Genomic DNA, 12,996 nt, shown 5'->3' with positions numbered 1-12,996 from the left:
GTTTTTGTCAAAGGACATCCTCAAACCACATAGTAGGCAAATTTAGCAAGTTATAATCCAAATTATTGTCAACGTTCTTGAAATACGATGCAACTTATTAACCTCATTATACCAAGGAGATTGTTATGAAATTCAGAATCAAAACCACTAATACTTTCACATTAATTATTGGATTTGTACTTTTTTCTTCAATGGTCACTGTCACGCAATACACTCAAGCCCTTGATAACACGAACCTTTCTCAAGATGTAGATTTTGGAGTTCCATTTCATGTTGAACATTATCAAACAGAGCCAGGGAAACCAGGAATAACAAACAATACTATTTTCTCAAGTTTTACAGGTGAGGGAACAATTAATGGTACAGTAAACATAACTGCAGAGTGGAATTCTACTGAGACATTCAGAAACAATGCTACATCCTATATTCAAGGAAAAGCACAGTATGCTACTGATGATAATGGTATAGCAGCGTATGACTTTTATGCAATTGGCATCTATCATCCAGATGGTAGTTTTGGTAGCATAGGAGCGGTAATTTTCGATGATGGTGCTACGGGTGAACTCTCCTTTTTGAGCAATTCAGTAGGATCTATAAAGACATAGTGGACAAGAATGGGAATGGTATTTCTTATGTGGCATTGGAAATAGGAATGGGTGAAGGAATAAGAAGCATAGGTAAAATTTGGATAAGGAGTCGATTCAACGATTTGCAAATTGTATGGATACTATAGTCCATTTCATATATATTGGTGTGTATTCTAAGTGGGTTCGGTGGTATGTGAAACAGATTTGGTTTTATCTTTGCAACTAGGTCTTGAATAAGGTTTTAGTTTTCCGCTTTGAGATATCACTTTCTGCTCATAGAACACGAACAACTATTATTGATACCAACAATTAAAATATTGCCTTACCAATAATCCTATTTAGGTCTTACGATCCGCCCTTTTTTATTGATATATATGCAAGATTCAAATTGGATCATGTGATTCTCAACCCTAATATGTTCTTCTTCTCAGATTCGTTAAGCGAGCAAGACTCATAAAGAAAGTCGTTTATTAGTTTCTAATTTTTAAGAATCCTTAAATATTCAAGCTCCTAATGTCACTTTAATAAGAATAGTAATAACAAAATAATCATATTTACGGCGGTAACCGGAATTTTGGTTCTATCTATACTTGCAATTTCATCAATTCCAGTTAAGGAGGTATCTGCTCAATGTCCAACATCTATAACAATTGGTGTGTAACCTAATAAAGGAACTGTAGGTTTTGAAACCAATACCCTTCCTGTAAGTTTATCAGGTCAGCTTAAAACTTGTGGAGAGCCAATGGGTAACACTTTCATCACAATTAGTGGAATAGACGACCCGACAAGCAAGTAAAGACTAGTAATGGTGGTGACTATGGAACAGGCGTCCAACTAAGTCCAGGAGTATATACAATTCAAGCGATATATGAAGGGGATGATCAAAACGATCCAACATCTGCAACAAAAAACTGTAACAGCTAACGCAAATCCCCAAAACAACTAATTAACCTTTTTTATTTTACATTCTAGGAACTGTTTTTTGAATTTGCATATAACAAATTAATCACTTGGGATTAAATTTTTACATGAAAGCATGCATTTACTTATTTCATAAGATTCACACTAGTGTAGACACCATTTTTACATTCCGATAATATTTGATTGGCTGAACCTTCCTTAGAGATTTGATGAAGGTATCTATAATCAAAGTTCTGAATTTAATAACGATAGATCTGCTGGAAAAAGGAAATATCGACTATGATTGAGGATATTTACACAGCATCTGGTAGACAATCCTTGGGCCGTCATAAATTTCAAGAATTTTTTTGTCAGTTAGTATCAGAAAGAGATGTATCATTGTCACTCGCAACACTGCTGTTTTTCAAAGTAGCGGGGCAAATTCCACATCATAATCACTAATGTTAGTAGCATTAGGCTGGCCCGATACCTTAAAGAGTAGAGATGAGTGAGTCATCATTAAAATGCATATTCCTATAACCATAATTAATGTTTTGAGAAAAACTCAATATGCCATCCGTGTGCTGATTTTGGGTGCATTTGTATTGGTTCTTTGTCCTCATACTGTTCCATAACTAAGTAGGTTTTAGGTTGTTCAGGGTTGTGAAGATCATAGTAATTGCATCTTTTATCCTGTTTTCTAACTTCTACTGGTAATTCTTTAAAGAGCGACTCAAATTCATCTTCTTTGCCTTCCACTATGTTAACACATTTTAAACCTCCAATCACTACGTTTGGCGGCAGTGGATCACCCATATCTATAACCTTTTTAATATCTTCTACCATTTTAGACATTCCGAGACGATGCGTTTCATGAGTTATTACAGTTATTTTACATAATGTATCCAGTAATTATGATTATTGCGAACAATATTTTGAATCTCTATTTATTCTCTAAATGTTCTAAATAATCGATTGCCCTGTTTGTAAATACATCGTGATAATTTCGATTATGAAGGTAAAGTTAGTTAGTAAGAATAGTTATGGATGCTAATTTTTAATATTACTTTATTGATTATCAAGTAGAATTATTGAATAGAAAAATCTACCATAAAAGTTTTTTCTAGACGCTCGTTATTAATGACCTAAAATGAAAGCATGGTCAAATATCGGAATTTTCGGATTATCATTTGTGCTGATAACAATATCGGTTTTAGCCGGAAGTTTTCATTCTGATGCTTTTAGTCAGGAAAACAAAAAAAAGTATGACATGGTATTACTAAGTCAAAATTATAATAGTAAAGCATTTGCGGACGATATTGTTGGTGTGATTTTGAATAATGGTACAGCCACTGCAAGATCAGTAGAAATATCTGCAATCTTTTTTGATGATGGGGGGAGAACCGTAGGTCACGAATCAGGCGGTACCAGCCCTACCACTATCGGCCCAGGAGACAGATCTGATTTTACTTTACAAATACTTGACGAAGCGATTAAGAGTAATGCTACCAGCTATGACTTTACCGTTAAATGGCAAGATGAACAATCATTTAGCTATTTTACCAAATCGACAGGAGGAGAGATAACAGATAATAGCGGAGGAAATGATGCAGATGGGGACGATGGGGACGATGACGAAGACAATTAACAACTCACCAATGAGATACTGTTTGCACAACCTTTAATTCATGAAGTGATTCGGATCCTGTAATCTAAATACACTAGATGATGTAAAGTATTTAGAAGGTGTCTTAAATGAAATTACAACAGTTAATTAATTTACTCAATCAAGAAGCAATCTGAACAATAGTGGTAAACTAAAAAAATTCCTTGAGTTTGTTCAACTCCAAAGGAAAACTGATGGGTTGATTTTATTTATAGTTTTGAATTTGTCTATTTTTTTGTTAATGATGTGTGGAGTCTTTATTTTTAGTAGAAGAGTTTATGTTTGAATTGGCTACTTCTTTAACATCTTCTACTAATTGGCTTGAATTTTGTTCAAATGTTCTTGCTGTATTTACTCCCGTGTTTGATATGTGTCTAGATATATCTTTTGCTTGTTTTAAAGCTGGTTTCCATGATTCTAAGGTTGAGAAAATAACGTTGTTTGAAAGTCTAACAGCCGATACTGTATTATCTGCAACGTTGCTGACAAATCTAGAATATGCTTTAGCTGCTGCATCAGGGGAAAAGAAGGTGGTAACTAACCCATTAAAGATTTCATTGTATGGTCTCCATACTGATTGGAGTGAATTAACGACTTGTTTTTGAGAATCGATATAATCCTCTGAAATCTCTTTTGCAGTTTGTAGTGATTCTTCTTGATAACTATTTACAATATTATTAATTCGTGGAATTTGGTGTCTTGATTCATCTATTGATTTTTTGATATTATCTTTGGTTTCATCTAGTGATTGGTTAACGGATTCTTGGAAATCATTATTGTTATTGTTATTAATTTGTTCATTGGTATTATTTGAATAGTTTTCTTTAGTTCCTGTTTTCTTTGACATATTATAAATGACTTAACATACTATATAAACATGGGTATCAAACGGTTTTTAATACCAAATATTGACTAGGATAGGCTCCCTAGAATTAAGTTTCTATTATGTGAGTTTGGTATTACGAGTATGAAATTTCATACTAGTTTAAAATGATTTTTGAATAAGATGCAAACGTATGATCTAATAAGACAGCAAGTGCGAATCATTATGGTAAATCGATGAAATGACATTTTTGTTAATCAAAGTGATCATCTGTCGAAAGGGTAATTCTTAATAATATTCTCGGGATGTTAGAATCTAGTTCGTAGATTACTTATTAGATAAACAGGTTCTCTTCTCGTGGGTAAATGTTAGAGGCATCCAATACTAGTAAGGTCTTACACAAAAAGAGTATAAGACCTTAATTGGAAGACGATTTTTGACTACGGTAATCATTTACTCATTGAACATATTAAAAAACTTTTTGAAATTCAATTTTTACTTGAACTTCGCATCCTGCAAGATGGCATAAAATTGCAGAATGATGAATCAAATTTATTGTTTAGAGTCACTAAGAAGTTTATGTGGAAAGACGCCAGATCTGAGAGTAATCCACTACTTATTACATAATTTCTGCATATCCGATTGTTCAGTAAAAATGATACAATTGCAGATAATATCTTAAATCAATTTTACGTGTCAATTTTTTTTAGAAGTTATAGATCGTTCTTAATTTGTATAATTAATCTAAAAATTTGATTCTTTCTTTTGTTATCCTATTGAGTATTAATCAACTCCAGCGTTTAAATAATCTAATGACCCTATCTGAATTACATTTGATTCAAAAAATATCGAATCTCTACCATGACCTGCACCTAATTCTAATAATTTTTTTACATTAATTGTTCTCATTTCTTTTAAACAGAGGCTTGCAAAATGGCTAGGTTTGTAGCCAAAAAATGCACTATCTGACTCATATATTTTATCCTATATTCATTGTCTTCATTCATTCTTTGGGACATCTGCTCTATGATTCTTTTTTAGTCAGAATAGTATACTCATCTGTCAGTATTTGCGTTCATGATTTAGAACTGGTATTTTTAAAAAAATAATATAGAGTATGCAATATTATATTTGGTGGAATATTACAATTTTTTCTGTATAGACATCGTTGGATCATCTAAAGACGTTGATTCACAGGTAGACAACATTAAAGATTTACTTCAAGTAATAAACGACTTTTTGGAAAATTCCGAAAAAATGTTACAAATATCTTTTACTGGCGATGGTGCAATAATTTGGTTCAAAGAAGATTCTCTATTACCTTTACAACTGGCATTAAAGATTCATGAAAAATTTCCTCCATGTTCTGAGGAACAAAATTTTGGATTAAAAATTGGTATTTCACGAAATAAAGCAATAGAAATTGAGTCAGCGAAATCTATTCTAGGTATACCTGTATGGGGAAATGGTCCAACGTTTGCTAGGAGGTTATGCGATCTTTGTGATGATAGTCACATATTGTTAGATAGCAATGTCTACGAATTCTTTACTAAAAACTACAAAAAAGAAACAAGTGAATCATTCGGTTTTAAAATAGCTAATAGTAGATTCTTTCAGGATTTAGGAGAGTTTTTTGTAAAACATAAGAAACCAATACATGTTTTTAATTATTGCAACACCAAACAAGATGGAAAATCATTTACCTTTGGGAATATTGCGATCCCAAAGGATAAAAGAGGTTTAATTGATAGAGTAGATATAAATTCAAAATTGGTAATCCCTTTTGACATATTTTTAGAGTCTGAAGCATTATCATTAAAGAAGAAAATTGACCTCGGAAAAGAAATAGTATTGTTAGATGAATCAACCACAAATCTATATCATGCTCTATTTGAAGATGCTAGTCAATATGATTCTACTAATTTACTGTTACCAAGTAAATTCCAAGAATATCAATCAAAAACGTCATACCTAAATCTTCATGCAAACCTAATACGGAGAACCAAAATCAAAGATTTCCAAAGTGTGAGGATAATGATCCTTGATAAGTCGCTTATTGAAAAAGATTGGCAGAATTCTAAAACCAGAAATTTGTGTGCAGATTTTTTCAAATGGCATAAGGAATGGGGTGTTACGTTGTTAGAAATAGATCCAAGTACAGCTTTAGAACTTGTAAGAAAATTGGAAGACAGCGTTCCTACATTCTATATTAAAAGTACTGCAATGGGATTATGGAAAGAAAAATATGTTTTACAATCCGAAAGTTTTGGTATCAAAGAACATGATCAAGGTATAAAAACAAATAGAATCTGGCTTTCTGATTCAAACACTACTTCCTACAAAAATTGTGAACTGTTCTTACAAGAATTACTATCTAGCGATGAACTATGGGAAATAATCTACGAGGACAGAGAGGGAATCGATTTCGCTATATGGAACCATACTTACTGGAAGCCACAACTTTTAATGTATTTTTAGATAATAAAGCGCTACTATAAATAGGTATCTGATTCGGTGGGACGAGTATGAAATTTCACACTTGGAATTATTATTAATCAGGAGAATGAAATGTATTCAAAGATTTGTGGGTTTCCTAGGTATAATAATGATTACGACGGATGGTCAATCATGATTATACTGTTCTCTTAAAGAATAATCCTAATTCTCACAGTTAAACTAGCGATATTTGCAAATCCTCGTATGTGCCATATTAGAGTCTAAAAATACTACTATTAAATAAAGATAATTTTCTTGCGAAATTATAGTTCTACGCGATAAAAACCATTAACTATTGTATATATATTATTTAATCTATGATCATTTTAGACATAATCAACACTAGTTTTGGATTAATTTTTTTATAATCTTGGATAGAGTGGCCTAGTAATCTTCCTTCTTAGTCTTGTATTTATTGGTCTGAATCTTAGTTTATAACCACAACACGGACAACATGATCCATCCCATTTGATATAAATTTCGCATACGCTACATCTCTTTTGTCCTTCTGCGTATCTTGATTGTTTGTTTGATGGTTTTGATGCCATATACTTTTTACAAATATTTTTACACCCCATGTTATTTCACATGATTCCTTAATGTTTTAGAAAACAAAATATAAAAGGGAATCAGCTATAAACATACTAATATAATCGAGTTGGTTGACAGTATCAGACGATAAGAGATAGAAAAAATATTTAGAATAATCTCAAATGGGGATAAGACCAAATAAATACTTTGTTAATTTCTGTAATCAATCTTAGTCTAATCTCTGCCTTTCAGTTTGCGAAAAACTAGAGTAACTGGATGATTCGGTATTGTATACATAAAAGGACCGTTTTCAAAAATATACTTATGCACCATATTTTCCAAATGATCTGGCAGTAATCTTACCAATCTTGACAGGATCAGGATTATCAAATATTTGATCACAACAATATTTTAGAGAAAATAAAGCCATTTGCTCCAATATAGGTCGTAATTCTTTACCTTTCTGAGTTAAGTGATATTCTATTCTAACAGGAGTCTCATGATATATTTGGCGTTTTATGATTCCATCTTTTTCCATTTCTTTTAGACGAATAGATAATGTTTTAGGATTTATTTCTTCAATAGAATTTAAAAATTCATTAAATCTTCTCTGATTATTATAAATCATATTCCGGAGTATCAATAGTGAAAATTTCTTACCAATAATGTTAAAGGTATTAAAAACAGGACAGCATTTGCATTTCATTCCATCAATTCTAACTGACTGATTATAACGAGTTTCGTATTGATAATTTTGTTTTAAGGTATTTGTTTCTTCTGTCAACTTACCAATCTCTCATCTACTTACAATTATACCACTTACCAATTTATATACTTACTTTTTTATAGTGACTATTACAAAGTGACTTATTGATGACAGGAAATCAATGTGATTCAAATTGCGAAGTTCATTATGGAAGAGAATCTTCTCATCACAGTCAAAACAAGTATTCAGATATGCATGAATGCAAAAGTTGTGGGTGTGAAACTATGCATGGCAGTAGTACCAGTTGTTCGTGTTGCAACACCGATCCAATTGAAGGTGCAAAAAAATTATTGGAAAGCGCATTTTTTGAAGCTTTAAAAGAAGTTCATGTAGAGAAGATAAAGAAAATAATTGAAAGAGATTGGGGAAATAATATAGACAAAGCTGCCGAATTAGCGGTTAAAACAATTGAAAAACAATGGCAAACATCATTATCCACTTCATCTCCAAGCAAGGAGTTTTATGAAGAACTAAAAAAGATAATGACATCGGGGAATAAATAGACTTGAAGTTTATCCTATAATGCATTAAACATACTATTTTTTTCAAGTTCATTAGGGCATTCATCACAAACAGTCTCGTCGTATTTTGAAGTAGATAATTTGTAACAAGATGAACATTTTATCGTATATTCTTCATAGATAACTTTATAACAATTATAACAAATTATTAAAAGAATTACTATCTTGTATTTGTCCTCGGTGGTATGTAAACATGTTTGACTTATCTTGCACACAAAATAACCCTGGATAGGTCGGCTAGATCCATATTTTTAACGTTCAATTTTGGATTTAACAATTGACTAACACTTTCAGAACTAAGTATGTCTCAAAGACAAAAAGAAATAATCTTGAGGGAGATTTGGGTAATATGTAGAATGTACAAATAGATTAAGAATCTGAAAGAGTTTGAGAGCTCATTTCTTTTTTAAAAAATATAATTATAGTTATTTTGTATTACCATCGGTGATACATCCACTTATGATTTATCCTCTAATGATATCAGGTATTATTCTATTTCCTCTCAATTAATGAGTCAATTTTTTTTTCCAGACCAAGTATTTGTTCAAGAAGTTTTTCCTGATGTTTTTGGAATTGTTGTATTACGTTTAAGATATTATCATGTCTTTCATCTAACTCTTTGAGTCTCTTGAGGTTTTCATCTTGTTTGACAGTGGACCTTTTTTGTAAAGCGTATACCAACCAACTAATTAACGCACCAACAACAGCACCTATAGCAATGCTAAGATATGTGCTGGATGCATTGGTCATGTCTATACAGCCCCTTGTTATTTCAGGAGTGCAACCCCATGGAGCAACAGTTTGATTTAGAATATTAGAATCGCGAGTTAATATATCGACTTTACCACGATTGGGATCATATTCTAACAACAAAGGATTATCGCCAACTTCTGCACTAGTCACTAAAGTGTCAGCCAAGACTGGATCTATATCCAATAGAATATTGGATAGTAGCGCTATGAAAATTAAAACTGGAATTAATTTGATGGACAATATCTCTCCCTAATTGATTTTAGAAAAAAAACTATACCAATAAACAATTGGGAAGAATCTTTAAGAATTATTTGAGTAATGACTCATACTATCCTTAACTAGATCCACTTTATTCTTTTAGCCAATCCTCCTCCATCTATGCGAGAATTTTAAAAGATGTTAAATCTTCAGTGACTTTTTAAGCAGATTCTCTAGAAAAAATAACCTAAATTTTGGTTCGGTGGTATGTGAAACAAATTTGACCAAATTTGCAAATCAAGAACTGACAAACAATATTTATCTGCTTTGAAATACTATTTTCTGAATGTAGAGAGTTTTGCCATTATGAACGTCAATTTCTCACGGTTTTGTATTGTGAATTTTATTCTTTAAGGTCCTGTAGGCTCCACCTTGTCGAAATGATTATTGATCTAGTAAATTTGAGTTTGATAAAATTATTATGAATAGACTAGACCGATTAATTATTACTCAAAAATTTCACATCGTAAGGAAACTCCGTTAAATGCATAAGAGTATCATTTGTTCACTATGGTTTTTTGAATCCTTCAAATTCTTTTAAAAAATAAAAGATGGAGACTCCACCTCACTCTCATTTTGTCAGTTAATTTGTTTGTAAAAGCAATTCTTTGGTCTTGGTTCAGGGTGAAAGGCGAGTCCTTACCGTGACAGGAAGGAGGTCCTTCTAATAGGGTGGTTGATTATTCCAGTTGCCAGGGGGAGTATATTGACAAACCAATACATTCGTTCCACCATATTCAGCGTATAGACCACCGGGTCCGCTAGTAAACCCGCAACCAACCTCGGTTGATTGCGTGTCAACCATCTGAGTGTAATGGCCAGTGCTATCGGACGCGGGGGTGCCCGGTACATATCCACTCTTTTCGTTGGCCCAGGTCTGAGCTAGCCAGGACGGAGTTGCGTAAGATGGACCTCCTCCCCTTGCCATGTTCTCACCATAAAAACCGAAGTCAGCACGCCCACTTGAATGGGACGCATCACCTGTCGCATATACATTATCGGCCCAAGGCTGTGCGTGGGCGGCGAGGGTGTCGCTCCACGTAAGCGGTGGAACCCCAACTTCAGCACGTTCTTGGTTGTGTAAGGTCAGGATGATGCTGACCAGATCTTCTTCTTGTACATTTCCAGTATTGTTACTTAACGGAGATTCACTTGGTAAAGTGGGATTATTTTCCGTAGTCATTGTTGATGAATCGGCATTTACATCAGTAGACTCACTACCGGATGATGAGTCAACGTTATCGGGAAGAAAGTCAGACGGTAATGATTCACTATTATCAGTTGACCCACTGTCTGACGTGCCGTCATTATTATCAGTAGACTCACTACCGGATGATGAGTCAACGTTATCGGGAAGAAAGTCAGACGGTGATGATTCACTAGACCCACTAGCATACATGAATGCTGAGACAGGTAAAACAAACAAAGTCACTACTAAAAGTACTAACAAATTAGTTATTTGATTCAATGTTTCTCTTATAATGTACATAGATAAATAGTCATTGCTACAAGGTTAGTTCATAGTGAAGGTTTGTGTACCTGAGAAAAAATTTTTTAGAATTATCATCGTATAATTTGATAGATTTTTCTTATTTTGGTCATCTTGACGGACCCATTTGACGAGTTTATTAGTGTTTTTTCAGGATGAGGTCATAGCGACTAGAATGGTGGAGTCTTCCAGTTGGATAGAGGAATAACCCAGGTAATGCAAAATACGTATGTTAAAAATTAATTCCAGAAATGGTTTCAGTAATTGGCACGTTACTCTTATCATTTAAAAGAATACTCGGACCTGGTAATAACATAAAAACTCAGGTACAGGTAAATTCCGGAAATAATGCAGGTGGACAATCAGATGCTGGAAACATGTATTCTGGTCCCCCCGTATTCCAAGGACGATCTACAGAGCATGATAGTCAGGTAATATCTTACTTTTAACAGGATAAGACAAAAAAACCGCAGGACTGGGTAAAGCCCTCATCCCTTTATTTATCAATATCCAAGCAATTTAACATAGAATGATACTTCATTGTCTTACCAGTAGTTACTATAAGTAGTTAGCAGATTCGGCGGTATATGGAATACACTACTGTATGCAATCTGTGTCGAGATATTTCATTACTCCACAATTAAACCTGCAATGAATTGGAAAATATGACTGCGATCTCGTGTGATGCTTCAAGGATGACACCTCAAGTCAATGCCCGAATATTCTCGATGCCTCTATTCCATATAGAAACAGCATATGGTAGCTTTATATATCGTGAATTACAACCAACCAAGCACTTTTGCAGAATCAGAGGCAGCATCATCTAGAGCTCGTTTTGGGTCCGCGCCTTTATAGAAAACGCCATCTAGTGCCTCCTTCACAAACTCAGCTATCTGAGAATATTCTCTGATATTGGGTCTCTCATGACCAGAGTTAATCATGGAAATCAAATCGTCATAATATGGTATAACACTCATTGGTTCTTCCGAAAAAGGACCTTCGCCAATTGGAATCTGAGTGGGCAAATTTGCATGGTTAACGAGATATGGACCAAGAATATCTGGTTCCAGCATAATGGTAATTAGATCCCATGCGAGATCCTTGTGAGTTGAAGATGAAGGTATACTGAACAGCCAGCCCCCCATTAAGGTAGAAGTTTGATTGCCTTCATGTGGAACAGGAAACATGGGTATAAATCCGACCTTCTCTTCAAATGCAGATCGGTTGTCGGGAGTCGTTATGGGTATATGATGTTGTAGGGCTTCTATCATTACAGCAAATTTTCGATCAAGAAACTCCTCTCCCCAGAAATGATTCTTTTGAGGTTTTATGCCTGCATCCACCTGATCCTTTATGAAATTCATCGCCCTTACTCCTTCGCTGCTATTAAAAGCAGGGAACCAGTAAATACCTTTTGTGGGATGCCCTTCTCTCTCCTGTAAGATATTTCCACCGAGCATCCAAAGATATGGATACCAGAGGTCAGGGGAATGCCCAGCTCCCGTAAGATGAATTCCTTCTATCCCTTGAGATCGAAGTACTGAATCTAGTTGCTTTGCCGCTGCGATATATCCGTCCCATGTCTTCAATGAGTTAGGATCAACTGAGGCCTCTTCTAGTAAATCCTTCCAGTACCAAATTCCTCTTACATCAGTCCATGCCCATATACCATAAATATTCTCACCTAATGCACCACCATCCCAATTTACTTCATACCAATCTTTCTGACGATCCCAGGTTTGTGTGTAGTTTGTAAGATCCGTAATTAATCGGTCCTCAGCAAACTCTCCAAGCCAGATCTGGTCAAGTGTAATAAGATCAATTGGGTTGTGTTCCGAAAGAGTCGATAATAACTTCTCTCTTGTTTCATTATAAGGAAAAGTTTTGTAGTCGATGTTGATAGTGATGTCAGGATGCTCCTCTCTAAGCCTATCCAGAGCTGGCCCAATCAGCGAATTCCACCTTGCCGGATCGCCTTGGTCTTCAAGGATTGCGGAAAGTGTGACATTTTCTTTGTTCGATGAGTTATCTATCTGCTGCAAATTACTTCCAAAACTCAATGAATAATTCGTTAAAATGGAAAAGGCTAGTACCCCTATAGCGGTAATAAGAGTTGGGTGTAGCAATCTTATAGTGAGATATAAAGTCAACTATATAAGCCTAGATTCAAATTCGGCCTCATCCCAGAATTGGTTAATAAGAACTA

Annotated in this window: 13 protein-coding genes; 6 read left to right on the top strand and 7 right to left on the bottom strand. The window is 34.2% G+C overall.

Annotated features, from left to right (window positions below; genetic code table 11):
• The first annotated feature begins 125 nt into the window (after positions 1-125).
• Both AAGU22_RS02695 and AAGU22_RS02690 read left to right on the top strand, forming a co-directional pair.
• Positions 126-605, top strand: a complete 480-nt coding sequence (locus AAGU22_RS02695) for a hypothetical protein (RefSeq protein WP_458720699.1) — start codon at positions 126-128, stop codon at positions 603-605.
• Positions 606-1,787: 1,182 nt separating this feature from the next.
• Positions 1,788-1,949: a hypothetical protein gene (locus tag AAGU22_RS02690; RefSeq protein WP_458720698.1), complete on the top strand. Its 162-nt coding sequence runs from the start codon at positions 1,788-1,790 to the stop codon at positions 1,947-1,949.
• An 84-nt stretch (positions 1,950-2,033) separates the two neighbouring features.
• Here AAGU22_RS02690 and AAGU22_RS02685 read toward each other — a convergent pair whose 3' ends face one another.
• A complete protein-coding gene (locus tag AAGU22_RS02685) occupies positions 2,034-2,342 on the bottom strand; it encodes an antibiotic biosynthesis monooxygenase family protein (protein ID WP_458720697.1) in 309 nt (102 codons plus the stop codon).
• A 295-nt stretch (positions 2,343-2,637) separates the two neighbouring features.
• Between AAGU22_RS02685 and AAGU22_RS02680 the strand changes: the two genes are divergently transcribed.
• Positions 2,638-3,135, top strand: coding sequence for an FxLYD domain-containing protein (locus AAGU22_RS02680; RefSeq protein WP_458720696.1), 498 nt, complete (start codon positions 2,638-2,640; stop codon positions 3,133-3,135).
• 256 nt (positions 3,136-3,391) lie between these two features.
• Here AAGU22_RS02680 and AAGU22_RS02675 read toward each other — a convergent pair whose 3' ends face one another.
• Both AAGU22_RS02675 and AAGU22_RS02670 read right to left on the bottom strand, forming a co-directional pair.
• Positions 3,392-4,000, bottom strand: coding sequence for a hypothetical protein (locus AAGU22_RS02675; RefSeq protein ID WP_458720695.1), 609 nt, complete (start codon positions 3,998-4,000; stop codon positions 3,392-3,394).
• A gap of 759 nt (positions 4,001-4,759) precedes the next feature.
• The gene (locus tag AAGU22_RS02670; protein WP_458720694.1) at positions 4,760-4,885 is read right to left on the bottom strand and encodes a hypothetical protein; all 126 of its coding nucleotides are present in this window, start codon (positions 4,883-4,885) and stop codon (positions 4,760-4,762) included.
• Positions 4,886-5,110: 225 nt separating this feature from the next.
• On the opposite strand from AAGU22_RS02670, the gene AAGU22_RS02665 reads away from it, so the two are divergent.
• Positions 5,111-6,454, top strand: coding sequence for a nucleotidyl cyclase domain-containing protein (locus AAGU22_RS02665; RefSeq protein ID WP_458720693.1), 1,344 nt, complete (start codon positions 5,111-5,113; stop codon positions 6,452-6,454).
• Positions 6,455-7,325: 871 nt separating this feature from the next.
• Here AAGU22_RS02665 and AAGU22_RS02660 read toward each other — a convergent pair.
• Entirely contained in the window at positions 7,326-7,787 is a 462-nt protein-coding gene (locus tag AAGU22_RS02660) for a winged helix-turn-helix transcriptional regulator (protein WP_458720692.1), read from the bottom strand.
• Positions 7,788-7,876: 89 nt separating this feature from the next.
• On the opposite strand from AAGU22_RS02660, the gene AAGU22_RS02655 reads away from it, so the two are divergent.
• On the top strand, positions 7,877-8,272 hold the full coding sequence (locus AAGU22_RS02655; RefSeq protein WP_458720691.1) for a hypothetical protein: 396 nt from the start codon (positions 7,877-7,879) through the stop codon (positions 8,270-8,272).
• Positions 8,273-8,782: 510 nt separating this feature from the next.
• Here AAGU22_RS02655 and AAGU22_RS02650 read toward each other — a convergent pair.
• Positions 8,783-9,283, bottom strand: a complete 501-nt coding sequence (locus tag AAGU22_RS02650; RefSeq protein WP_458720690.1) for a hypothetical protein — start codon at positions 9,281-9,283, stop codon at positions 8,783-8,785.
• A 682-nt stretch (positions 9,284-9,965) separates the two neighbouring features.
• Positions 9,966-10,769, bottom strand: coding sequence for a CAP domain-containing protein (locus AAGU22_RS02645; protein WP_458720689.1), 804 nt, complete (start codon positions 10,767-10,769; stop codon positions 9,966-9,968).
• Positions 10,770-11,041: 272 nt separating this feature from the next.
• On the opposite strand from AAGU22_RS02645, the gene AAGU22_RS02640 reads away from it, so the two are divergent.
• A complete protein-coding gene (locus AAGU22_RS02640) occupies positions 11,042-11,239 on the top strand; it encodes a hypothetical protein (protein ID WP_458720688.1) in 198 nt (65 codons plus the stop codon).
• Between the two features lie 330 nt (positions 11,240-11,569).
• On the opposite strand, the gene AAGU22_RS02635 is transcribed toward AAGU22_RS02640, so the two are convergent.
• Positions 11,570-12,916: an extracellular solute-binding protein gene (locus AAGU22_RS02635; protein WP_458720687.1), complete on the bottom strand. Its 1,347-nt coding sequence runs from the start codon at positions 12,914-12,916 to the stop codon at positions 11,570-11,572.
• Positions 12,917-12,996: the final 80 nt, after the last annotated feature.

Source organism: Candidatus Nitrosocosmicus sp. R (assembly GCF_054408505.1).
The sequence above is the reverse complement of the archived record's forward strand: the minus strand, read 5'-3'. Positions and strand labels throughout refer to the sequence as shown.